This window comes from Chryseobacterium sp. C3, from assembly GCF_014218905.1.
Taxonomy (GTDB): Bacteria; Bacteroidota; Bacteroidia; order Flavobacteriales; family Weeksellaceae; genus Chryseobacterium; species Chryseobacterium mucoviscidosis.
On record NZ_JACLCU010000004.1, the window covers coordinates 248,387 to 269,737 of the forward strand.

Annotated in this window: 22 protein-coding genes; 1 reads left to right on the forward strand and 21 read right to left on the reverse strand. The window is 31.3% G+C overall.

From position 1 onward, the window contains the following. Window positions 1-222 precede the first annotated feature (222 nt). From H6W53_RS10910 to H6W53_RS10930, 5 genes are all read right to left on the reverse strand, one after another. Window positions 223-921, reverse strand: coding sequence for a hypothetical protein (locus H6W53_RS10910; RefSeq protein ID WP_185206756.1), 699 nt, complete (start codon window positions 919-921; stop codon window positions 223-225). A 2-nt stretch (window positions 922-923) separates the two neighbouring features. Then, window positions 924-1,520 carry a DUF4919 domain-containing protein gene (locus H6W53_RS10915; RefSeq protein ID WP_185206758.1) on the reverse strand — a complete coding sequence of 199 codons (597 nt, stop codon included), beginning with the start codon at window positions 1,518-1,520 and terminating at the stop codon, window positions 924-926. Window positions 1,521-1,909: 389 nt separating this feature from the next. Next, window positions 1,910-2,623: a hypothetical protein gene (locus H6W53_RS10920; protein WP_185206760.1), complete on the reverse strand. Its 714-nt coding sequence runs from the start codon at window positions 2,621-2,623 to the stop codon at window positions 1,910-1,912. A gap of 2 nt (window positions 2,624-2,625) precedes the next feature. Beyond that, complete coding sequence (locus H6W53_RS10925; RefSeq protein WP_185206762.1) at window positions 2,626-3,210, reverse strand: DUF4919 domain-containing protein; 585 nt, start codon at window positions 3,208-3,210, stop codon at window positions 2,626-2,628. An 80-nt stretch (window positions 3,211-3,290) separates the two neighbouring features. Next, a complete protein-coding gene (locus H6W53_RS10930) occupies window positions 3,291-3,929 on the reverse strand; it encodes a hypothetical protein (protein WP_185206764.1) in 639 nt (212 codons plus the stop codon). 139 nt (window positions 3,930-4,068) lie between these two features. On the opposite strand from H6W53_RS10930, the gene deoD reads away from it, so the two are divergent. Continuing rightward, on the forward strand, window positions 4,069-4,779 hold the full coding sequence (deoD, locus tag H6W53_RS10935; protein WP_087708910.1) for a purine-nucleoside phosphorylase: 711 nt from the start codon (window positions 4,069-4,071) through the stop codon (window positions 4,777-4,779). Between the two features lie 41 nt (window positions 4,780-4,820). On the opposite strand, the gene H6W53_RS10940 is transcribed toward deoD, so the two are convergent. From H6W53_RS10940 to H6W53_RS11015, 16 genes are all read right to left on the reverse strand, one after another. Beyond that, on the reverse strand, window positions 4,821-6,140 hold the full coding sequence (locus H6W53_RS10940; protein WP_185206766.1) for a condensation domain-containing protein: 1,320 nt from the start codon (window positions 6,138-6,140) through the stop codon (window positions 4,821-4,823). A gap of 12 nt (window positions 6,141-6,152) precedes the next feature. Then, window positions 6,153-6,677, reverse strand: coding sequence for a hypothetical protein (locus H6W53_RS10945; RefSeq protein WP_185206768.1), 525 nt, complete (start codon window positions 6,675-6,677; stop codon window positions 6,153-6,155). Further along, window positions 6,661-7,557, reverse strand: a complete 897-nt coding sequence (locus tag H6W53_RS10950) for a DUF6734 family protein (protein WP_185206770.1) — start codon at window positions 7,555-7,557, stop codon at window positions 6,661-6,663. The genes H6W53_RS10945 and H6W53_RS10950 overlap by 17 nt, the downstream gene beginning before the upstream one ends. Beyond that, window positions 7,523-9,172, reverse strand: coding sequence for an ABC transporter ATP-binding protein (locus H6W53_RS10955; protein WP_185206772.1), 1,650 nt, complete (start codon window positions 9,170-9,172; stop codon window positions 7,523-7,525). The genes H6W53_RS10950 and H6W53_RS10955 overlap by 35 nt, the downstream gene beginning before the upstream one ends. Further along, window positions 9,173-10,735 (reverse strand): hypothetical protein, encoded by a 1,563-nt coding sequence (locus tag H6W53_RS10960; RefSeq protein WP_185206774.1) that lies wholly within the window; start codon window positions 10,733-10,735, stop codon window positions 9,173-9,175. A gap of 17 nt (window positions 10,736-10,752) precedes the next feature. Beyond that, window positions 10,753-11,121 carry a hypothetical protein gene (locus H6W53_RS10965; protein ID WP_185206777.1) on the reverse strand — a complete coding sequence of 123 codons (369 nt, stop codon included), beginning with the start codon at window positions 11,119-11,121 and terminating at the stop codon, window positions 10,753-10,755. Further along, window positions 11,118-13,475, reverse strand: a complete 2,358-nt coding sequence (locus tag H6W53_RS10970) for an outer membrane beta-barrel protein (protein WP_185206779.1) — start codon at window positions 13,473-13,475, stop codon at window positions 11,118-11,120. Before H6W53_RS10970 ends, H6W53_RS10965 begins: the two co-directional genes overlap by 4 nt. Continuing rightward, window positions 13,459-13,716, reverse strand: a complete 258-nt coding sequence (locus tag H6W53_RS10975) for a hypothetical protein (RefSeq protein WP_108410325.1) — start codon at window positions 13,714-13,716, stop codon at window positions 13,459-13,461. The genes H6W53_RS10970 and H6W53_RS10975 overlap by 17 nt, the downstream gene beginning before the upstream one ends. Next, the gene (locus H6W53_RS10980; protein WP_185206781.1) at window positions 13,713-14,276 is read right to left on the reverse strand and encodes a 2OG-Fe(II) oxygenase; all 564 of its coding nucleotides are present in this window, start codon (window positions 14,274-14,276) and stop codon (window positions 13,713-13,715) included. Before H6W53_RS10980 ends, H6W53_RS10975 begins: the two co-directional genes overlap by 4 nt. Beyond that, entirely contained in the window at window positions 14,273-15,088 is an 816-nt protein-coding gene (locus H6W53_RS10985; protein WP_185206783.1) for a JmjC domain-containing protein, read from the reverse strand. Before H6W53_RS10985 ends, H6W53_RS10980 begins: the two co-directional genes overlap by 4 nt. Before the next feature lie 5 nt (window positions 15,089-15,093). Beyond that, on the reverse strand, window positions 15,094-16,968 hold the full coding sequence (locus H6W53_RS10990) for a S8 family peptidase (RefSeq protein ID WP_185206785.1): 1,875 nt from the start codon (window positions 16,966-16,968) through the stop codon (window positions 15,094-15,096). A gap of 10 nt (window positions 16,969-16,978) precedes the next feature. After that, on the reverse strand, window positions 16,979-18,442 hold the full coding sequence (locus H6W53_RS10995; RefSeq protein WP_185206787.1) for a radical SAM/SPASM domain-containing protein: 1,464 nt from the start codon (window positions 18,440-18,442) through the stop codon (window positions 16,979-16,981). Between the two features lie 50 nt (window positions 18,443-18,492). After that, window positions 18,493-18,678: a hypothetical protein gene (locus tag H6W53_RS11000; RefSeq protein WP_123906942.1), complete on the reverse strand. Its 186-nt coding sequence runs from the start codon at window positions 18,676-18,678 to the stop codon at window positions 18,493-18,495. A gap of 69 nt (window positions 18,679-18,747) precedes the next feature. Then, complete coding sequence (locus tag H6W53_RS11005) at window positions 18,748-18,936, reverse strand: hypothetical protein (RefSeq protein ID WP_108411243.1); 189 nt, start codon at window positions 18,934-18,936, stop codon at window positions 18,748-18,750. A gap of 43 nt (window positions 18,937-18,979) precedes the next feature. Then, window positions 18,980-20,713, reverse strand: a complete 1,734-nt coding sequence (locus H6W53_RS11010) for a S41 family peptidase (protein WP_185206789.1) — start codon at window positions 20,711-20,713, stop codon at window positions 18,980-18,982. Between the two features lie 16 nt (window positions 20,714-20,729). Then, entirely contained in the window at window positions 20,730-21,347 is a 618-nt protein-coding gene (locus H6W53_RS11015; RefSeq protein WP_123906943.1) for a hypothetical protein, read from the reverse strand. Window positions 21,348-21,351 lie beyond the last annotated feature (4 nt).

Genomic DNA, 21,351 nt, shown 5'->3' on the forward strand with positions numbered 1-21,351 from the left:
TTGCAAATTCTTAATTCGTCTTAACTTCTTACCTATTCTTAATTGTTTAATTTTTGCGTGATTTTAGGTTTTGAACGCAAAGACCACAAAGTTTTTTTTAATTACTCACTGTTTTTAACTTCGCAAAGGTACTTCGACAAGCTCAGCATAAACTATTCACTTAACAAAGCGAGCAAAGGTCTAAATTTATTGTTATTTTTCTTCAAATTAAAAGTTTTAGTTTTATTTAATAAAAAATCTTAGCAGGAAAAAGTAGATAAACTGACTTATCGTCATTGTAAGTAAAATATCAATATAAAATGATAACGGAAACATAAAAAAAGTCAGATCATATACAAAATAAAGCACAATCAGAATACCCATAGTTATAAATCCCAAATATTTCCAAAGTGACGATATTGAATTTGACAGCAAAGAAATAATCATCAGCAATAAGACAACAAAGCACAGAAAGAATACTCTTCCATACATCTGATAATTTTTTGCAATAACAGGAATCAGTTGATTATAATCTATCTTTTTCGTAATCAGTTCATAAGCAATTACTAAAATCTCTCTGCAAATTTTAACAGGATTATATCCCAAAATTAAAGCTACCGAAAAAAGTACAAAAACAAGTAAAGCATGATAGATATAATTAAGTTTATTTGACCTTTTCCGGGCATTTTTTAAGATCTCTTCATCATCCAGATTCTCTTCATCTTTAAATTCTATCGAACTTCCGGGAATGTATCCGAAATTAATTTTAATGCCATTCTTTAAGGTGTAACTGTATAAAGGTTTACCAAAATGCATCAACATAGAGATCCCTTGTATGTCTTCCTTCAATAAAAGTTTATTGATATAATAAGGAATAATACAAAATAGAAACATGTAGGATGCAATAAGAATTCCTGTTATAAGTGCCGAGTTTATTTCCATAATTAGTTTTTACTTAAAAAATTCCACCAGCTTTTCTTTTTTGGCTTTTCTGTTTTTTCTTCTTTTTCTGTCTCTGCATTTCTTTTGTTGAATGGGAAAGCAATTCTGCGGTAAGGAACAGAAATATCGAAGTAAACTTCGGAACCGTCGTTCAGCGTGAGAACATCCATTATTTTATCTTCTCCTTTAACGAGCCTCTGCATCGTATCTTCTTTATTGAAGTGATACCTTATGAGATCTCTTTCATCAGAAATTCTCGTAACAATGTAAGGTGAATCTTCTGTGCCGTCACCGGTCTTTTCGATACATTCAAAAATGATCTTTGCAATGGTCATTTCAATATTCATTGCTTTTTCGTCGCACAGTTCTTTATAGGCGAAAAATTTAAAGATATGAACACCCGGACTGAGCAAAATATTCACGTTTACATATTTTACGACCTCCTGAAATTTTCCTTCATTTAATAATTTCTGAACATTTCCTGTATCTTCAGAATAAGGATCATATTCCGGATCGTTGATTACGAGTTCTCTACACTTCAGAAAAGTTTCTCTGGTAGGATCGCTTAAAAATTCAAATACTTTTTCGTAGGTTTCCATTTATTGGTTATTGTTTTTTTGTCTTTTTATGAAAAAACATTGTTTTTAACGCAAAGTCCACAAAGTTTTTTTATCAACTAACTGTTTTTAAGTTCACAAAGGTACTTCGACAAGCTCAGTATAAACTATTCACTTAACGAAGGAAACAAAGTTTTTATTTACTTTCTATATATTTTAACCATTAAGATTGATTAAGGGTTTAAGATTAGTTAAGAGAAATAAATTTCTTAAGCTTGCCTTTAATTTGCTTACCTATTCTTAATTGTTTAATTTTTTGCGTGATTTTAGGTTTTTAACGCAAAGTCTGCAAAGTTTCTTTTAATTATTTACTGTTTTTAAGTTCGCAAAGGCATTTCACTTAACAAAGTAAATAAAGATTTATAATTAATTTATTTAATGAAAAATCTTAATGATAAAAAATATAAAAACCCGCTTACGGTAAGTGATATCAGTAAATCTATATAAAAGCTAATCGGCAGTTCAAAATATTTGAGACCCATTATAACATAAGATCCTAAAATCAAAAACATCACAAGTATATTGGTAAAGACCGAAAATGGTGCTAATGCCAAAAGAAAGGATATAAAAACAAAATACGTAATTGCCGCAAAAAAAAGATAAAAATACTTTCCATATGTTATATATTGGCTGTTTACCATTGCTTTAAATTCTGAGAAACTGTGCTTTCCTGCTATAAGATCATAAAAACTTTCTACCAAATCTCTGAAAATAGTTATCGGGTTATATCCATACATGAGGCTTACAAAGCTTCCGACTACAATAATTAAAACCATTGTGACCACCTGCAACAAAGATATATTTTTAGCAAAATTTCTGAAATATCTTTTTCCTTCAGGAGAATCTAATGAAAAATCTTCCAGATGGAATTTAAGACCATAATTAAAAGGAATATAACCAAAGTTTATTTTTACTCCGTTTTTTAGGCTGTAGGAATAAAGAGGTTTACCGAATGTTGAAAATACGTGCACTTCATCTACTTTCAGCTTTAAAAATCTGCTGCTCAAATAATAAGCAAAAATGCAGAACAGAAAACCGTAAGTCGAAAAAATAATGCCGAGAGTGAAAGCTGTATTTATTTCCATAATTAGTTTTTACTTAAAAAATTCCACCAGCTTTTCTTTTTTGGCTTTTCTGCTTTTTTTCCTTCCGATTTTTCTTTATCCAAGAGAAATTTAGATCTCTTATAAGCATCAGTAACATCAAAATACAATTCAGAACCGTTTTCAAGAGTTAATACATCTAAATATTTATCTTCATGCTGAATTAATCTTTTCTGAAGATATTTTTTGCTTAAACGAAGCTCCAGAAGGTCATCTTCATCGGAAGCCCTGATAACAATATAAGGATTTTCTATAGTTCCGTCTCCTGTTTTTTCTATACAATTCAGAATATTATGACAGATAAATACTATACTTTCTGCGGCTTTTGTATTTCCTATCTCATTTAAAGAAATAAATTTTAAAAAATGTGCTCTTGGACTTAATAAAACATTAATGGTAACGTAATAATTCAGTTTATCATATTCCTTATTTTCATATAGTTTTTTCATGATTTCCAAATCATCAGAATCAGGATCGTAATCAGGATTAGTGATAATCAATTCTCTGTGTTTTAAAAAATTTTCTTTTGTAGGATCTGCCACAAAATCAAATACAGTCTTTTCTCTCATTCTCTTAGGTTATTGTTTTTAGTTTTTTCTAAAGAGCTTCTGGTTTATCGTTTCTTTTTAAACGCAGAATTCGTAAAATTTTAATGATCTATTGTTTTTAATTCTTTCCAAAATACGTCTTTATGCAAGCCAAATTCGGCAGTCAACAGATTATTGAGGTAAGGAATTTCTGCAAGCTGATAGGATTTCTTTTCTACAATTCTTTCCAGATATAATTTCCGGTAGGTTTTGTCCTTTAATTCTTCTTCCCAGTTGATATCTTCGAGATCGAGATCAAATCCTACTGCTGAATAGTGAAATTGTTTCAGAATATTTTCCAGCATTTTCACCAAAGGATCTTCCGGATCTGAAACCTGTAAAGCAGAAACAATCTGTGGTAAAAACCGAAGTGATAAATCCGCAGATAACATGGCTGAAATGTCTTTTTTCCCTTTGAAAGACGGAATTAATTTGTTTAAATCTTTAGCCGTATTTTCTCTTATTAAATGAAGCTGCGCACTGTAATAGACTATTTTGGCAGCCCATACTGCTGTTTCTGTATCGCAGACAAGTGTGTCGGATAAAAATTCAAGCCTTTCTTTCTCAAATTCAGCCTGAAAATAATCTGCGGCATCCTGTTCTTCTTTTTTAGAAATTTCATGAATATCTGAAAAAATGGTAATGCATTCTTCTTTTCGAAGCAGAAATAAAGTGTCTAAAAAAGCTGATTTTTTTTCCATCATTTAACAAAAATAAAAAATATTCTTTTCGAATTGAAAATTTTGAAGGTAAGTTGATTATAAATCTTTAATTAAAAAATCATTGGTCAAGGATTAAGAAATCACAATTTTATATCTTTGCCCTTTCAAATAAAAAATTATGAGTATCCACATCAGTGCAAAAAAAGGAGAAATTGCTAAAGTTGTTTTACAACCCGGAGATCCGCTGCGTGCCAAATACATTGCGGAAAACTTTTTGGAAGATGCTAAACTGGTAAGCCAGACCAGAGGAATTTTATATTACACAGGGTTATATAAAGGGAAAGAAATCTCTGTAGGAGCAAGCGGAATGGGCTTTCCAAGCATCGGAATTTACTCTTTTGAACTTTTTACAGAGTATGATGTAGATACGATCATCAGAATCGGAACCTGCGGTGCGTATACCACAGACCTGAAAGTGTATGACCTCCTGAATGTGGAAAATGCAGCGAGTGAAAGCACCTACGCAAAATTCGCATGGGGAATTGAAGAGGAAAGCATTTCTCATCAGGGAAATATCTTCAATACCATCAACGAAACGGCAAAAGAAATGTCTTTAACGGCAAAAGCGACGAACATCCACAGCAGCGATATTTTTTACAGAAAAGATCCTGCAATTCCTGCCATTGCTACAAAATATAACTGTCCGGCGGTAGAAATGGAAGCTTTCGGATTGTTTGCCAATGCTAAGCATTTAGGAAAAAATGCGGCAACGATTCTTACGGTTTCGGATATTATTCCTACCCACGAAAATATTTCGGCAGACCAGAGAGAAAAGGCTTTGAAACCAATGATTGAGCTTGCTTTGGAAGCGGGGATTAAGAGTTTGTAAAAAAGTTGCACAGATCTGTGCAACTTTTTTTATTTCTAAAATCATACTTTTTCATCGATCATTATATTTTCTTGGCAGATCGTTTTTGAGCATTCATTGAAAGTATTTGAAAAGTCATCAGCAATTTGTTTCATCTGCTCCGTACTAGTTACAGAAGTATTAAACCTCCAGTTAACATATACTGATCCATCTGACTTTGACAAGAAGAAAAGCGGCTCAAGCTCAAGAAAAATCAGATCAATATTTTCAAAAGTATTTATTTTCTCTTCTTCATGGACATTAAAATCGATAACAGAAAGATTGATGAAAGATTTACATATTTTTCTGAAAAATTTTTCTTCATCCCATTTGAGCAAGGCGTAATTATACACAAGATGTTTTGATAAAGTCATGAAATTCTTTGCTGTTTTAATGATTTCATCAGTACTTAAAGGGTAATCTGCTGCTGGATAAAAACATTCTCCGGAATATTCTCCAATACTGTTAATCGAAAAAATATCATTTTTTCCTGAAACTAAAAGACCTATGAGAGATTTTCCCTGATAAGGATAAATCGTTTTAGCAAAAACATGCATGAATATACTCACCCAACTGATTCCTTTTTTCTTAATGATATTCTGAATTTCAGCAAAGTTTTGAATTGTAAAAGCGTGGAAATATGACTGTCCTTTTTTTGAATAGTCATCCACAGGTGTATAATACTTATCTTTAACTAAACTTTTTATTTTATCATCATAATTTAAATCATTAAAACACTCGTAATCAATATCTTTAATTATTGTACCATCGTATTCCTTAAGAATATTTATCCAATATTTTTGATCCGATTCCAACGTCTTAAATAATTTACTATTTCTTTTCACAGCATACTGACCAAAATCAAAAACTTCTGTAACTTCTGCCCCTCCGTAATAATCAATCAGATCATTTTTAATTTTCTGCAGACCATTGGCATCACAGATCATATGGTGTGCAAATATTTTGAAAATAAGCATTTCTTTATGCCTGAAAATATGAAAATACATTAAAGGAGCATCGTAAATGCTTAATGATTGATTTTCGATGCGTATCGGATGAAAATATTCATTGGGATTTTTTGTTTCAGATTCCTCCGGTAATGTTCTAAAATAATCGATATTATTTTGCGGCAACTCTTTCAAATAGATTATATCATTTTCCAGTATAAATCTGCAATTCAGAAGTGTATATTTTTGATGCAGTTTCCTTATTGCGCTATTAATTTTATTTAAATCTATTCTTCTAAAATTGATATCAACTTCCAGAAAAATATTTCCCTGAGCTTGATACCTGTAAAAATCCTTAATCTGTCGGATAAAAGGATAATGATATTTAATTTCCATGGTTTTATAAAATTAAGCGGGTGTAACCAAAAAAACTGATAAAAACCGTTTTAGCATATATTCATAGAAATCTTCCCAGTATGACTGCTGATCTCTTCCGTTTTTCAAAGAGCTTTTCTCAACCAATTCAACGCCTGAAAATACTTTGGGTAAAGAAAGGAATTGTGTAAAAAACCGTCTTTCGTACATAAGGTATAACGGAAGTATTCTAGGCTCTGCAAATGCTATATACTTAGGAATTAAAGCAATTGTTTTTTCTTTACTGTGAGAGGTATAGGTATATTGACTGTTAAACACGGAAACAAAGGGATTACACTGAAGTTTTACATCCAGAAATTTATTTTTCGATAAACTGAGAATTCTGTTGGTTTCCAACAAGTGATTTTCTTCAAATTCCAGCAATTGCTCTTTACTTATCCTGTAAATATTATTTATTTGGATATGATTCTCTATTTTTCTGATCTCTTCCTGTATTTCCACATGAGACAGATTATTATTTATCCATGCAGTCGTAAGTTCGTTAGAAAGTAACTTCATGAGTATTGTATTTTTTGATTATTCTGTTGTAATATTCCGGGAATTCCTGCCAAAGGGTTTCTGCGACAATACACATATTGTGGGCCTCTTTTTTATGATCTCCGATAAGGTGTATAAACAATGTATTTTGTCTGTCATGAAAATCCAGTAAACTATTAAAATTATCCAAGGGTGTTTTAGGCATCGGCAACAATGTCTTTATTTCTCGTTTTTGATGGTGTGCAAAACACGAAAATAAATACTGCTCAAAAATACACGGGAAACATATATTCTCACCCTGAAGATCATTTAGGATATGTAAATTTTTATCTACAAACTGAAATGATTCTCTGCAAAAATTCTTAAAAAAATCCAGATCGTTTCCTCCTATAATTCCTGCATTATACTGGGATCCGTCTTTTAACATTTCTGAATCTGTATTTAAAAATTCAGGAAAAAATGCAAGCTGTCTTTTTAATTTTCGCAGGTTGTATTTGTGATGTCCGTTATCCATTTCAAAAGACTGGGCAACTAAAGGCGCATTATGGAAATCCTTAAGTGGTTTGCAAATAAAGGCATCATTATCAACATGAAAAAAAGGCTCATCTTGTAATGAATAAGTATAAATTTTCCCTAATGCCCAAACATGATTGTATTCTCCGTACTTTTTAGTAAGATCATCAAGACAGACATGAACTTTGGTATAAGGAAGTTCCAATAGATCTATAAGAAGGTTTTTTCCAACTTTGTCGGTATATAATTCTACATTTTCGTAAAACTTTTTTGCTCTTAAAACACTCAGAGCAAAAGTCATGTACTTATTAAGGTTTAGTTTAATAAATTCTCTCTGATTTCTTGTGGATAAGTCAGGATGTGACCAATAACTTTGTATTATTTTCATAGGCTAGTTTTTCAAAATCGATTATTTCGTCGCAAAATTCATGGAGATTATTTCTATGGGAAATGATCAGAATGATCGCATTGGGTAATTTTTCTCTGATATTTTTAAGAATAATCCTTTCCAAACCTACATCCAGCGATGCTGTAGCTTCATCGAAGATGATGATTTCGGGCTGTTTGTAAAATACTCTCGCAATGGCTATTCTCTGCTTTTCTCCGTCGGATAGAGTACTTCCGCTAAAAGTGATGGTCGTATTTTCATGATATTCCAGACGATCAATAACATCAGAAAGACAGATAATCCTGATAATTTCACGAAATTCCATGATGTTTTCTTTTTCTGCTCCGTATTTGATGTTATTAATTACCGTATCATGAAAAAGCTGATTTTCCTTTTCAATCAGACCAATAAGAGAGGTGAGATTTTTAACCTTATCAATAGAAATATTATTGATATTGATATGCCCCGAATCCGGATTGATAAAATTCATAATGAGATTGACCATAGTGCTTTTCCCAATTCCGCTTTTGCCTTTTATTCCATATGTTTTCCCACTGTCAAAAGTGTATGAAAAGTCTTTCAATATATATTTTTCATGATATTTAACTGTTATATTTTTTAATGTAATCGTTGAAACTTCAAGGACTTCTTCTTTTAAATCATCCGTATTTTCTTCTTCGGTAATGTTATCGTAGATTCTTTTCATTGAAACTTTTGACTGAAAAAATTCGTTGGCTCCCGCTGCAAGCCCGATAATAGGTGCGTAAATCCTGTTTAGGTATTGTATAAAAGCGATAAGGGTACCTATTGTCATTAAATCGGAGTATACAAGCTTTCCTCCGTACAAAAGAATGATAAGCGGACCAATGGCAATTAAGAAGGTTGTAATATTTGAGCTTATCCCATTCCAGTATGTATTTTCAACTGCATTTTCGCACCATGTATTGTGATAATTATTGAGAGTTTGTATTTCTTCGGAGAGAACATTGTTACTTTTAAGAACCCGTATGTTTCTTATTCTTTCTAAGAAATAATTATAGATATTTCCTTCGATGTCTACTAATTTCAAATACGTTTTCTTAATTTTTCCTTTCAAGGCAAATGTATTGATGATCAAAAAAGGTAAAACCACTAAACTTACCAAAGTAAGACTTACGTTAAAATAAAACATAACTCCCAGAACCCCGAGCACAACCATACTGTTGTTGATATAATTAAGCAATGTCGAAGAAAAAAAGTTCTGTACTTTATCCACATCATTGGTTAAAAGATATATCAGTTCGCCTGTTTTACTTTCTTTGAAAAATGACGTATCTTTTTTAAGCAAATTTTTATATAAAACTCTTCGGATGTCTGCAATGATCTTTCGGCTTACATTTACATACAAGATCCCGGAATAGAATGAAAACCCGATTCTTATAATATAACATCCCAAAAGCAGCAGAACGATTTTTACAAGATCTTCATAGGTTCCCTGAGGAATGGTTTTATCTATGATAATTTTCAAAGCATAAGGAGTTACCAGTGACAAAGCATTGGTAATAACAAACAATACAATAAGCAAAATATAGTGCCTGATATATTTTTTAATGATATGAAAATAAAATCTGAACATTTAGTTTTCTAGTATTTCTTCTATTTTATCGCACAAAATTTTATGCGGAATTTTGTTAGGAAAAAGTGATACCTCATCAAAATTTCTGATTGTAAGAATGTCTTTTTTTTCGGCAAGAAATGCCTCTCCATTTTTAGTAATGTAAGAAAGACAGTTTACATATTTAAAATTCCACCACAGCAAGGGATGATAATCATCAACATAGGTTTGTTTCCCTGTATAGACGATGCATTTTTTTCTTTCTTTTTCGAGGATGTTGTGCAGATAATAATTAATGCCGTTGAATAAATGTGCAAGACCTGTACAAGGCGACAACATTCCGTCTACATAATCTGATGCCATTAAAGACATTTCTTTTCTTATCCCCAGTTTTCCCGGAAAAATAATTTTATTTAAAATATCAGGCTTTAAATCTTTTTTCAAAATATTCTTCAGGTCGTTACTTTGGCTGAACAATAGTATTTTATATTTTTTCTCTTTTACAAGCCATTGTATGATTTGCAGAAAGACTTTTTGATCTATTATTTTCTCAGCTTGGGATGCCTCATTAATTAAAGCAAATATTTTATCTTCTTTTTCTATTCCGTGAGATTCGAGCCAAAGATCTGCATCATTTATTTCTTCTTTTTTTATTTCAATTTTATTATAGTGCTTTTTGTTGTACAAAAGCTGCCTTTTGAGATCATCAAGCATAAAATATTTTCCGAAAGCAATAGAATGAAATCTCTTATTTTTCTCATGATCTACCGGAAATGTATAGGTTAAAACCGGTTGAGAGTTGTTCTCAATTTTGTTTTTAACATTATAATACAACAGAAATTCTGCAATAACAAGATCATATTTCTTAAAATCTATACTACTAACAGAAGAATTAAGCAGTCTTACATTTTCAGGAAAAGATGACGAATAAATCCTTTCGATATGATGATAATTTCTTACACCGGTAACATAAATATCAATCTTTTTAGAAGGCTGTTTCTCGTTAAGAACAAACAGCTTATAGTTAAGATCATAATACCAAAAGCAACTGTCTCCGATGAAGAAATTCTGATTGAAATCGCATACAATACAGATCTTTCCAGACTTTGTTATATTTATTTCATATTGCTCACTTTCAGCCGGAAGAATATTAAGTGTCAAAAAATTCTCAAGTTTTTCATTAATTGATTTGATGTCAAACTGTAATTTTTGTTGTTTGATATATTCTGCAATACCTGGAAAACTTAAATTAGGATTGCTTTTATTATTAAAGAAATAAACATTTTCAAAAGATCTGCCTTCCTTCTGACTGTTAAAAAAGTCGGCTTCTGAATGATAATGAGCGATCACGACATCATATTCATCTGTTTCATTTTTATTAAAATCATTTTTAAATGATACATTCTTCATCAATTCTTCCGGCAAAAACAAATTCTTTACTTTTTGATCCCGGTCTGCAAAAATTATTTCTTCATGATGAAAAATCGTAAGCACAGCGATGAGCTGACGGATAACATCAGGATCCCATTCATCTTCTTTAAAAAGACAATGGTGATCCAGAAGTATTAATATTTGCTTTTTCATGATTCAAGAAGTTTGTTTTAATTAGGTCTTATCAAAACAGATCCTGAGCTTCCAACGGAGCTTATCTGTACCGTAAAAGACTTTTCATACCCAGCTAGTGAAATCTCTTTTTTAGATTCTCCGGAGAGCTCAATACTTTTTATCAGTTCTTTATTTTTTTTGAAAAATTCCAACTTCACGGACTGATCTTTTAAATGATGTTCTATCACGAAGTTTTTGCTTTGAGACTGGCACGGAATATCAAACTTCACTTTTTTATGCAGCTTTACGAATTTCATCCTGATTCCGCATTCCGAGATTTCATTTTCCCATTCTTTCTGATAAAGAAATGATGTTGTTGTAAGACAGAACATCATTAGTACTGTAAAAACTGTTAATTTTTTCATTTGTTTAATCTATTTTGTTGTTCGGCATTGCTGTTATCAAATGATTCTCTTTGAGTATTTTTTTTACCTGCATTGAAGTTGTAAGTAAGTCCCAAAGAATAAAATCTTGTAGGAAGTCTGTTAACAATACTCCTTGTGAAATCATTTTCATCAATATTTATTTTAATCTTTCTCAGCCGGAAAGGATCTACTGCATCAAAGCTTAGTGACAAGGCGTCTTTAAAGAAAGATTTTCTTAGCGTAAAGTTCAGACTTTGCTGACTGTCCAGAAAATATTTGTTCCATAACGATTTGCCTTTATAATCGTAATTGATATCCAAATAATATTTGTGCGGAAGTGTCAATTTTGCAGATAATGAATAATAGGGACAAAACACACTTACCTTTTCGCTATCAAAAGTTACCTGTTTATAGCTATTGCTTGTAAAAATATTCAGCTTAAACCATTTTGTAATATCGACCGGGATAAAAACATTCCAATACATTTCGTTTTCCTTATTCAGGTTTGCATAGGTTTTGTAAGTAATATTTTCAAGGTTATCCAAATAATATACTTCGCTGATCATACCTTTTGTTGTATTGAATCCTGCTTCGAAAGAGTATTTATCTTTCAGCAAATAAGACATCTTAAAATTGTTCTGGAAAAATGGCATTAATGAAGGATTTCCTACATTAATGAATCTTGTATCTTCTATATCTTTAAAAGGATTCAGCAACTGGAAAGATGGTCTTGTTATTTTTCTGTTGTAAGAAAAGTTGATATTCCCTTTTCCCAGATCTTTCTGTAAAAATACTGACGGAAAAAAATTCCACCTGTCTGCATCAATCTGATATTGCGAGAAAGAATCTTCTCCATGATATGCAGTACGCTCAACCCTGCCTCCAATATTAAATGAAACGGAACCTATTTTACTCTGATAACTGCTGTAAAAAGATAATATATCTTCTTTGTATCTGTAATCCGAGCTTTGATAAGTCTGCGAGTAATCTATTTCATTTTTACTTAAAGAAGAGATAAACTTTGTTCCCAGTCTCAATTTATTATTTTGATTAAAGACATAATAAAGATCTGCATAACCAATGTGCATATCAACAGAAAGAGGATTTTGTATTTGGAGAAAATCCGGAGCTCTTCTTTGTAAATCATCATTCAGATAAAAAAACGAATCTACATTGGAAGCATAATTATTAAAATAGCCAATATAATTATACCCTGTCTCCAGTTTACTTCCTAAAGAATCGATCTTGTATTTGTAGCTTATATTTAATAAATGGTTTTCTAATCTAATTTTTTTTGAATTATTAATAAAGTCTAAAGAGTCTCTCGTATTTCTGAAGTATTCCAGATTGGTTTTTCCTGTAGATTTTATATTATTTACAGAAAAAGTATAATCGGCAGTCAGAATATGTCTGGATGTGATCTCGTAATCAATTCCTGCTTTTAATTCGTTATATCTAGGAGACTCTACATATTTTTCTTTCTGAATGGTCGAAAAGTTGGACTGGGTATATTTCTGAATTTCATCGTTATCAGAATAGCTTTTACCTGTATAATTATTGTATCCTAAAAAATAATTTACTTTATTCGTTTTATAATTGAGTCCAAATCCGGAAGAAAAGCTCGTATATCTGTGTTGCTGAATATTTTCATAGATATATCCACTCAGTCCGTAGTTATAATTTTTCTTTAAGATAATATTAATGACTGCATTTTTTTCGTCCCCTTCATATTCTGATCCCGTTTCTGAAGTAAATTCTATTTTTTCAATGGATACAGAAGAAATAGACTTCAGATAATTCTGAAGCTGTGCTCCAGACATTCTTATTTTTTTTCCATTAACATAAACCGAAACTCCTTGCTGACCACGATACTGTATTCCATTGGCAATATTTGCATTAACTCCGGGAACAATATTCATCAATGTATATCCATTATCTCCGGATTTGTATATAGATCTGGAGATATTAATTGTGGTTTTATTAAGTTCTCTTGTGATTAATTTTGGAGCCGCGGTTATCACAATACCTTCAATTACACTTTCTTTTTCGGAGTTTAGTGTGAAATCCTGTTTAATATTTTTATCTACGAAAATATTTCTAAATTTTTCCTTATTTGGATATAATAACTGAAGAATATATCCTCCTTTCGGAACATTTCTGAAGAGATATTTCCCATCCTTTTCGGTAGAAGAATTGGCAACTACAGCTGAGTCTTTTTCGGCACGAAGCAATACCTGTATATCTCTTACAGGTAAAGAATTACCAGATACCGTTCCTTCTACAGAATATTGCGCATGAAGAAATATTCCTAAAAAAAGAAAATAAAAATTATATATATTAAACAGTTTTTTCATTTGTATGTTTCATTACTGCTGCAGTAATTTTTCCGATAGATTCAAAAAAAGAAATATCAAGCTCATCATCTTCAAATTCAATATCAAACTCTTCTTCCAGATAGGTAATAAACTGTAATGTAAGCATTGATTCTGAAGGTAAAGTCTGTATTTTTTCCTCGGTGGTCATCTCACTAAAAATGCTGTTTTGGGAGGTAATCGTATCCAAAATAGCAACAATTCTTTGTTCTGTACTTATCATAGTTCTAAGTTTTTATAACAATATTTTACCGCTAAGGTATATCTGGGTGTTTTACAGATTCTGGAAGGTAATCCTCCTTTGTGTTCTATATCTCCGTTAAAAACCACGAATCTTCCTGGTTTTGGAAGTACACAGAATTGTGAATCTCCTTCTGCATAGAAAATGGTTTCTCCGTCATAATTTTTCTCCCAATACTCATTGATGTAGTAAAGTATGGTAATATCTCCTCTGTCTTTCGGGCAATCTCTGTGAGGAAATTCTACGTCTCCGTAAAGAGACAGATTGATATAGGCTCTGAAAAGTTTGTAATCCTCTGAATCCTTGACAAACTGATTAAGAAGTTCTTTGGATTTTTTTCCTAAAAATGTATTATTTTCAAATTTTTCTGTATCAAAATTAACTACATACTTGGGGAACTGATCTGCATGATTACTTTTTTCCGTTCTGGCATAGCTCAGCGAACTTGCAAACTTGTAAAATGATTCTACTTCTGTCTGTGTAAGAACATCATCCACAATGTAGACATTTTTATCTTCTATGGTTTCCTGTCTCAGTTTCATAAGTTTCTTATTTTAAAGTTGGTCATTCCGGTCGCGATAATATTATTGATGAACTTCTTATTGTTTTTATTGTCAGATTTTGCAAAAAACTGTTTTACGTTCTCATAATTGGTTTCATTCATGAAATTTCCTGTGTATGCGAGTGAGGTTTCAAGATTGATCACAAAATGAAAAGTATCACTTGGTACATACATCATTTCCCCGGGATTCTGAACTACCATTAATGGTTTTATATTACTATTCAGTAAATTTTGAATATTTTCAATACCGAATTTTTCTTTTTCTTTTTTAATGATAGAATTATATGCTTTGGGATAAATAAACCATAGTTTCTTACCTTTCAATAGAAGAAGCCAAGAATTAAACTTCCAGACATCGGTATGAATATTTGTGAATGTATTTTTATTTCCGTAATAAAGCCATGTAAGTTCTTTTTTTTCTTTTTCAGTAGGATAAGATTTGTACCAACACTCAAAAATCTGTGGAGCATGTATTTGAAAATCGATGCTTTTCATATTTAATCTCAGATAATATGCAGTACTGCCACTCTCGGAATAGCTTTTAAAGCTCATTTTACAGGCTTCTTTCTCTTCAGTAGATTCAAATTCCCATTCTTTTGAATGGAAAGTTTTTTCCAGTTCTTCAAAATCAATACTTTCATACAGGTTTTTAAATCTTGATTTCAAAAGTACCGGAACTTCCGGATAACCATATTTTGCTTTGAAATCTTTTGCCGTAAGATCAGAAAAATCATTAATCTCTATCGAAGGAAGTCTGTCTTTTATCTGATCAAAAACTTTATTATAATCCATGGTGTTTATTTTTTAAAATAATTTTGAATTTGTTTTATTATTACCGTTTCATTTTTATCATTCTTTATATCAATCACCGGCTTATCAAGATTTTCGGAGTAGAAAGACAGTTTTTCATCATATTCCTTGTCTGTAAGTCTGGTTTTTAAAGTAATTCCCTTTTCATGTTTTATAATCCACGGAGTAAGGCAGTAGAACAGTACATCGCAATAATTAAAAGATTTTACGGCTTCAACCGTTCTCTTTATAAAATCTATTGTATCATCGGGACTGATTGTACATATAATTGCATCAGGATAAAAAGCATTTGTATAAATAAGTTTTTCCGGTAATTTATTAACGTATACAGGATGTTTGGGCAAAATTCCGCTTTGAATTCCCGTAATAATTATATCCGGATTTTTCTTTTGCTTTGAATAATTTTTTAATCCGTTAATGATATGATACCATTCTTCAGCTTCAACTTTTACAGAACTTTTGTGCCCGAAAGGGAAAACAGAATCTGCACCCAAAACACAGCCTTGCGGTTCTGTTGAGATAAAGGAAACTTTATAATTGCTTTTTTCCAGAACTTTTTTAATTTTTAGCTGGGTCGTAAATTTTCCCTGTTTGCTCTTGGTTCCTATAACACAAATTGAAGGGATCGTTGTTTCGAATGAAGAAGAAATGTTCATGTAAATATCTTTCTTCATTGAGCGGTCAATATGTGTTAAAAAAATCTCTCCTTTGTAATGGATCTTTTCATTTTTAATAATGTTTTTAATGATCGATTTTACTGAAGCATCCCAAAGAATAAAATTTTTATTTCTCATGAGACATTCCGTAATTAGCTTTAATCCGAATAATGTGTTGATCTCATCTTTCAGATCATTAAAATATCCTACAACCAAAGTATCAAATAAAAGAAAATCCTCATCTTCAAGTTTCTTTGTTAAGGGAATTTTATTTGTATTTTTCTCTTTATGAATGATGTTTCTTGGTGTGTCTATGATTAAAGAAATGTCGTATTCAGACTGTTCTCTATTTTCGATAATTGATTGTATTTCTTTTTCATCAAAAGGAAAGAGAGCCAGCTTTCTGAAGTTTTGAGATGGCTTTAAAACTTTCGTAAGAGCTGTAATATCTTCTTTAATGTATTCTCTGATGTTTATGATATTCCGACTGATTTCCGTATCATGCTTTGTAAGGCTGAAAATACTCTTATCAGAATTTTCTTCGAGCCACTTTTTAAGATCCGGAATAGTTTTCCATTCTTCGTTCCTATAAGCATTGCTTACAATTCCTGTAATATGTGCTGTTGCAAGACTGGTTCCTACACTGAAAGCAAAAGAACGATTGGGAACGGCAACTCTCTGAAAGCCTCCCTTGGCAATAATGTCGTAATTGTCATTCAGTACTTTGAAACTTTGTTTTTCTTTAATATAACCTGTTCCTATAGAAAATGTCTGTGTAAAATTAGCAGGAAAACATTGTTTCGAAGCATCATAATAATTGGCTGCAAAAACGGGAATTCCTTTTTCATAGGATCTGTTGATTGCATGCTGCATTTTAGCAGGCGTGATCTCGGAATTTATCCCCATACTTATGTTGATGATATTCACATTACAATCTACCATTCTGGAGATAGCTTCTGTTAAAAGATCTTCTGATATAACATGATTATGAGAATCGAGCTTTATAACATATAAATTGCATGATTTCAGGTGCGAATTGATAATTGAGGCGATTCCTGTACCATGACCTTTATGATCACTAAATTCATTTTCTTTAGTGATGATATTTCCTGAAAAATCTTTAAACAATGTAATACCTTTAATATCACATTCTTTAAGTCTCTGATGGGTATGGTCTACTCCTGTATCAATAATTCCTATAATCATAACTTCAATTTTATTTTGCAGAATGCCCTGTATTTTCCAATACATTAATCTGCGGTCTTGAGATGGTTTCCGGAGAATAAAGCATATTGATGTATTGTTCTTTTAAGTAATCTTCCAACTTATATTTCCATGAACTGCAGATCGGCACATTCGCTTTTATGGCTTCGTGCGAACATGTAATTGTGTCGCAGATAGGTAAAACCTTACAGTTGGTACATATTTCATTATGCTTGAACCTGTTGAATGAAGAATGTTTTGTAAATTTCTCTGCGTTATATCCTTCAAATACTGAAGCAGGAGCATGAGAATCATCATGAATTGTTTCCCAGCATTTGTGAATATAACCGTTCGGATCAATCGTCATACTAATCGGTGAAGCCCATGTTGCACATGTTGTCTGGTAATTAGGAAGATCCCATTTCAGTTTGGATTTTATTTTCAGATTGGTTTCATCACTCCATGCATTGAATCTGTTCATAATATTTTTTCTGAAGCTCATTTTAAAATCGAAGAATTCATCAAGATTCATTCTTTTTTCCAGTTCTTCTTCTGAAGTTTCGATCTCTTCATAAGTACGTAACCATGAAGGATCAAATGAAACCTGCTTAAATTTTTCCGGCCAGATATTCATATTTTTAAGATCATCTAAAAATGTATCTATTGTTCCGGCAACCTCTTTGTCTACATTTATTCTTATTAAGAATTGTATTTTAGAATCTTTAGGAACTTTAGAAAGATTTTCAAGAATAACCTCATAGTTTTTTTTGTTGATCTGCTTTAAAGGTCTTTTCTTATCATGAGTTTCTTTTGCACCGTCTATGGTAATCTGTACGCTGTGCACATTGCAGTCTTCAAGAATTTTTACGTTTTTTTCGCTAAGGTAAATTCCGTTCGTAATGATATTCGACACGTACTTTAGATTATACTTCCTTGCGATTTCTGTTAGACTTACCGTGAGATCCTGAATTGCTTTTACATTAATCAGCGGTTCACCACCATACCAAGTTATAGAAAGGGTCTCAATCTCTTTTCCTGATTTTAAAACAAGATCCTCTATATAATCTTTTATTCCCTGTTTTACTTTATCTTCTTTTAATGTATGATTGGGTTTTACAAATTCAAAACAATAAGAACATCCCATATTACATGTAATGGTAGTTCCAATAGTAAGATTGATTGTTTTCGCAAATTTGTACTGGTTTTCATCGGTATATCTGGAAAATAATGATCTTACATCTTTATCCGATTCTATAATGTATTCCTTATCATACAAATATTTTACAAGATCATTAAACCGTCCTTCGCTTTCATCGTGTATAAAAAAAGAATACTGACTCTTCTCCAAAAGAAATTGTCCATTTTCAAAATTTAATACTTCCAATCCGCTGGTAAGAGAATTATAAAGAATAAATTGATTTTCTTCTTCTACAGGAATAAGAAAGTTATATGGATTGGCTTTAAGTTTTAAAATCATAATTATTAGGATTAAAGATTAAATAGACCGTTTATCAACGACATTTACGGTTAGAAAAGAATATCGTCATCATTGGAAGTGTCGCCCGATGCTTTCCCTGTAAAATAACTACAGTTAAATGATTCACACAGAGCTTCTGCTTCATCTACCAACTTATTTTCGATAGGTTGCGGTTTTACCAGTTCTGATTTTTCAAATTCAGATTCTTCGGTTTCAGGATTTACTTTTGATTCCATTTTTTCCAGTTTAAAATTTTTGTAAGAAATAGGCACTCAGCATTTGCTGAATGCCTATATACCTTTTAATTAGAATAAGATGTCTGTATCTTCTGTAGTGTCTCCAGACGCTTTACCAGCGTTGTAACCACATCCGAAAGATTCGCATAAAGCTTCTACTTCGTTTGATAACATATCATCAATTGGAGTTGGCTTTACTAATTCAGTTTTTTCTAATTCGATTTGAACAGTTTCTGGGTTGTTGATTTCTGTTTTCATTTTGTTAAATTTTTTAAATGATTAATAATTTGTTTGTTTATGCTTATTTCGAAATAGCCATTATTAAAACCTTATCATTATAAGGCTGTAAGTCTTCGATCTTCCTGATGTTCACATGAATATCCGGCGAGATCCCTTTACCTTCTATACTTTTTCCGTCCAGCATGATGATGCTTCTGGCAAAGGCGTTTGTTCTGAACTTTACGTTGTTGTTGTTTTCCAGTAGGACTTCGTAAAGTGTAGCTAAAGCACCCGCCGTATGTTCTATCCCGATTACTTTTGTATTTTTAAAGTATTTTTTCAGGTTATAAGCAAGAAGCTCAGATACACACGAAGTATTTTTATTTACTAAAACACGAAGTTCCAGTTTGTTGCTGATAATGTTATCAGAAAGATTTTTATTCACAATTACGTCTTCATTTTTCCCTGAAAATTTATCTCTCAACTGATAGTATTTAAACTCGTCCGGGATAAATAATGAAAGTATTTGTGCTCCTATCAAAAAGTCTCCTCCTCCATTGTTTCTAAGATCTATAACCAACTTTTTTTTGCTTTTGATCTCAGGCAGATTTTCAAGAAAAATATACAATGCATCCTTGTCAATATGTTTTATTTTCAGATAAACTATCTCATCATTTATTGTTGAAAATTCAGTTTTCTGTACAAAATTCGAAGGTATTTTATATGAATCTTTATGTGTATATTCAACAGTTCTTACTTCTCCTTTTGAATTTTTTAATTCAAGTTTTGAGACTCCGTTTGGTTCTTTCAAGAGCAATTCGTTTGCTCTTTCTGAAGAAAGTTTTTGAATTTCTGTTCCATCGATTCTGACAATGGATTCTCCTAAATAGAGTTTATTCTTTAAGCTATCATCCAAAATCGCGGATACTTTGTAACCCTCTTTCAATCTATACAATAATACACCTGTTGATTTGTTTTTTGTTTTACAACCATTCATTTTAATGGAAAAATGAGGATCATTATATTTCTGTCTGATATAGCTGTCGACTCCGGAAATATAATTACACATTCCGCTAAGTGTATCTGCTTTTATTTTTGCAACTCTACTTACTGGCCTCGCAAAATCAAAAGGATAATTTTTTTCTATAATGCTAATGAGGCTGTCTATACTTTTATACTCAGATTTATTATTCTGTAATCTAAAGTATAGTGTCCCTTTATTGTCTTCTTCTTTATCGAACTTCGGATAAGATTTATAAAGACCATAAGAATCATACCCTGTTCCGGACATCTTTCCTGATAAAGAGTTTGGCAGAAAGTCTTTTTTCTGAATCTTTATATTTCCTATAATAAGATTTTTTATTTCACACACCGATTCTCTATCCGGATCTTTCTTTACAATCTCAAAATCAATTTCTTTAATTTCTGACAGTAATTTTCTGTCTAAACCTTGAAGTATTGTTTCAATTTCTTTATATCCATTTTCTGGATTTATGTTAAAAATTACTTTTTGTGTAGCCGGATCTTTTATACTTAATGTTTCTATATTTTTTGAAAAAAGCTGAAAGATTACACTTGCATCAGAAGAATCATGCTCAACAGAGTATTTTTTTATTAATAAAATCCTTTTATCTTTATTAATATTAAAAGTGCTTCCTTTTATATTAAAATCATTCACGCTAGGAATGTTGTAGTTTATGTAATCTGATTTCGTATAATATAATGTATCAATATTCTTCTCCAGATATGCAAAGTGCATATTCTGCGAATAGAATACATTACTTACCAATAAAATTATATAAACCAGAGCTCTCATTTTATTTATATCTTTTTTAAGCTGACTGTTTCACTATAGAAGAAATATCTTCAAAAACATTCGTATCGGATAGCAAATAATAATTTTTATTAAGAAACTCTTTTAGAGTATCATATTTAAACAATACAGGAATAGTTTCTGATCCCAGATAATGAATCGGGTCGGCTAAAATTTCTGCTTCAATTCCTAAAGCCTTCAATGTTCTTAATAATTTTGAATCACATTCCGCAACCGCGATAGAGCTTTCACTTTTGCAAACTTCATTTAAAGCAAAAACCATTAATGTCTTAAAAAGTCGGAAACTTCTTTTATCACACTCATGTTTTATTGCAAATCTTCCTATGTGCCAAATGTCAAGCACTTTATTAGATGTAAAGCACAAAGGATTTATAGAAAATAATTTTTGTATTGGTAAGACATCACTATAGTTCCATTTAATGGTTCTTATTGATCCTATAATGTCTCCGAAATGATCTTTAGAAACAAAAACTTTAGAATTATGATAGTTGATTTCTTCTCTGTATAAAGTGTTGGTTTCTTCTTCAACATTATTTAAATTATAGTGCTCTTCATGGTGCTGAAAATTTTCAGTAACAACAAATTTTGCCAGGCTGTATAAAGTAATATTATCCATAGAG

What these genes read in the sequence shown, in the direction of transcription:
- H6W53_RS10910 (WP_185206756.1), bottom strand. Translation starts at nt 921, where the DNA reads ATGGAAATAAACTCGGCACTTATAACAGGAATTCTTATTGCATCCTAC.
- H6W53_RS10915 (WP_185206758.1), bottom strand. Translation starts at nt 1,520, where the DNA reads ATGGAAACCTACGAAAAAGTATTTGAATTTTTAAGCGATCCTACCAGA.
- H6W53_RS10920 (WP_185206760.1), bottom strand. Translation starts at nt 2,623, where the DNA reads ATGGAAATAAATACAGCTTTCACTCTCGGCATTATTTTTTCGACTTAC.
- H6W53_RS10925 (WP_185206762.1), bottom strand. Translation starts at nt 3,210, where the DNA reads ATGAGAGAAAAGACTGTATTTGATTTTGTGGCAGATCCTACAAAAGAA.
- H6W53_RS10930 (WP_185206764.1), bottom strand. Translation starts at nt 3,929, where the DNA reads ATGGAAAAAAAATCAGCTTTTTTAGACACTTTATTTCTGCTTCGAAAA.
- deoD (WP_087708910.1), top strand. Translation starts at nt 4,069, where the DNA reads ATGAGTATCCACATCAGTGCAAAAAAAGGAGAAATTGCTAAAGTTGTT.
- H6W53_RS10940 (WP_185206766.1), bottom strand. Translation starts at nt 6,140, where the DNA reads ATGGAAATTAAATATCATTATCCTTTTATCCGACAGATTAAGGATTTT.
- H6W53_RS10945 (WP_185206768.1), bottom strand. Translation starts at nt 6,677, where the DNA reads ATGAAGTTACTTTCTAACGAACTTACGACTGCATGGATAAATAATAAT.
- H6W53_RS10950 (WP_185206770.1), bottom strand. Translation starts at nt 7,557, where the DNA reads ATGAAAATAATACAAAGTTATTGGTCACATCCTGACTTATCCACAAGA.
- H6W53_RS10955 (WP_185206772.1), bottom strand. Translation starts at nt 9,172, where the DNA reads ATGTTCAGATTTTATTTTCATATCATTAAAAAATATATCAGGCACTAT.
- H6W53_RS10960 (WP_185206774.1), bottom strand. Translation starts at nt 10,735, where the DNA reads ATGAAAAAGCAAATATTAATACTTCTGGATCACCATTGTCTTTTTAAA.
- H6W53_RS10965 (WP_185206777.1), bottom strand. Translation starts at nt 11,121, where the DNA reads ATGAAAAAATTAACAGTTTTTACAGTACTAATGATGTTCTGTCTTACA.
- H6W53_RS10970 (WP_185206779.1), bottom strand. Translation starts at nt 13,475, where the DNA reads ATGAAAAAACTGTTTAATATATATAATTTTTATTTTCTTTTTTTAGGA.
- H6W53_RS10975 (WP_108410325.1), bottom strand. Translation starts at nt 13,716, where the DNA reads ATGATAAGTACAGAACAAAGAATTGTTGCTATTTTGGATACGATTACC.
- H6W53_RS10980 (WP_185206781.1), bottom strand. Translation starts at nt 14,276, where the DNA reads ATGAAACTGAGACAGGAAACCATAGAAGATAAAAATGTCTACATTGTG.
- H6W53_RS10985 (WP_185206783.1), bottom strand. Translation starts at nt 15,088, where the DNA reads ATGGATTATAATAAAGTTTTTGATCAGATAAAAGACAGACTTCCTTCG.
- H6W53_RS10990 (WP_185206785.1), bottom strand. Translation starts at nt 16,968, where the DNA reads ATGATTATAGGAATTATTGATACAGGAGTAGACCATACCCATCAGAGA.
- H6W53_RS10995 (WP_185206787.1), bottom strand. Translation starts at nt 18,442, where the DNA reads ATGATTTTAAAACTTAAAGCCAATCCATATAACTTTCTTATTCCTGTA.
- H6W53_RS11000 (WP_123906942.1), bottom strand. Translation starts at nt 18,678, where the DNA reads ATGGAATCAAAAGTAAATCCTGAAACCGAAGAATCTGAATTTGAAAAA.
- H6W53_RS11005 (WP_108411243.1), bottom strand. Translation starts at nt 18,936, where the DNA reads ATGAAAACAGAAATCAACAACCCAGAAACTGTTCAAATCGAATTAGAA.
- H6W53_RS11010 (WP_185206789.1), bottom strand. Translation starts at nt 20,713, where the DNA reads ATGAGAGCTCTGGTTTATATAATTTTATTGGTAAGTAATGTATTCTAT.
- H6W53_RS11015 (WP_123906943.1), bottom strand. Translation starts at nt 21,347, where the DNA reads ATGGATAATATTACTTTATACAGCCTGGCAAAATTTGTTGTTACTGAA.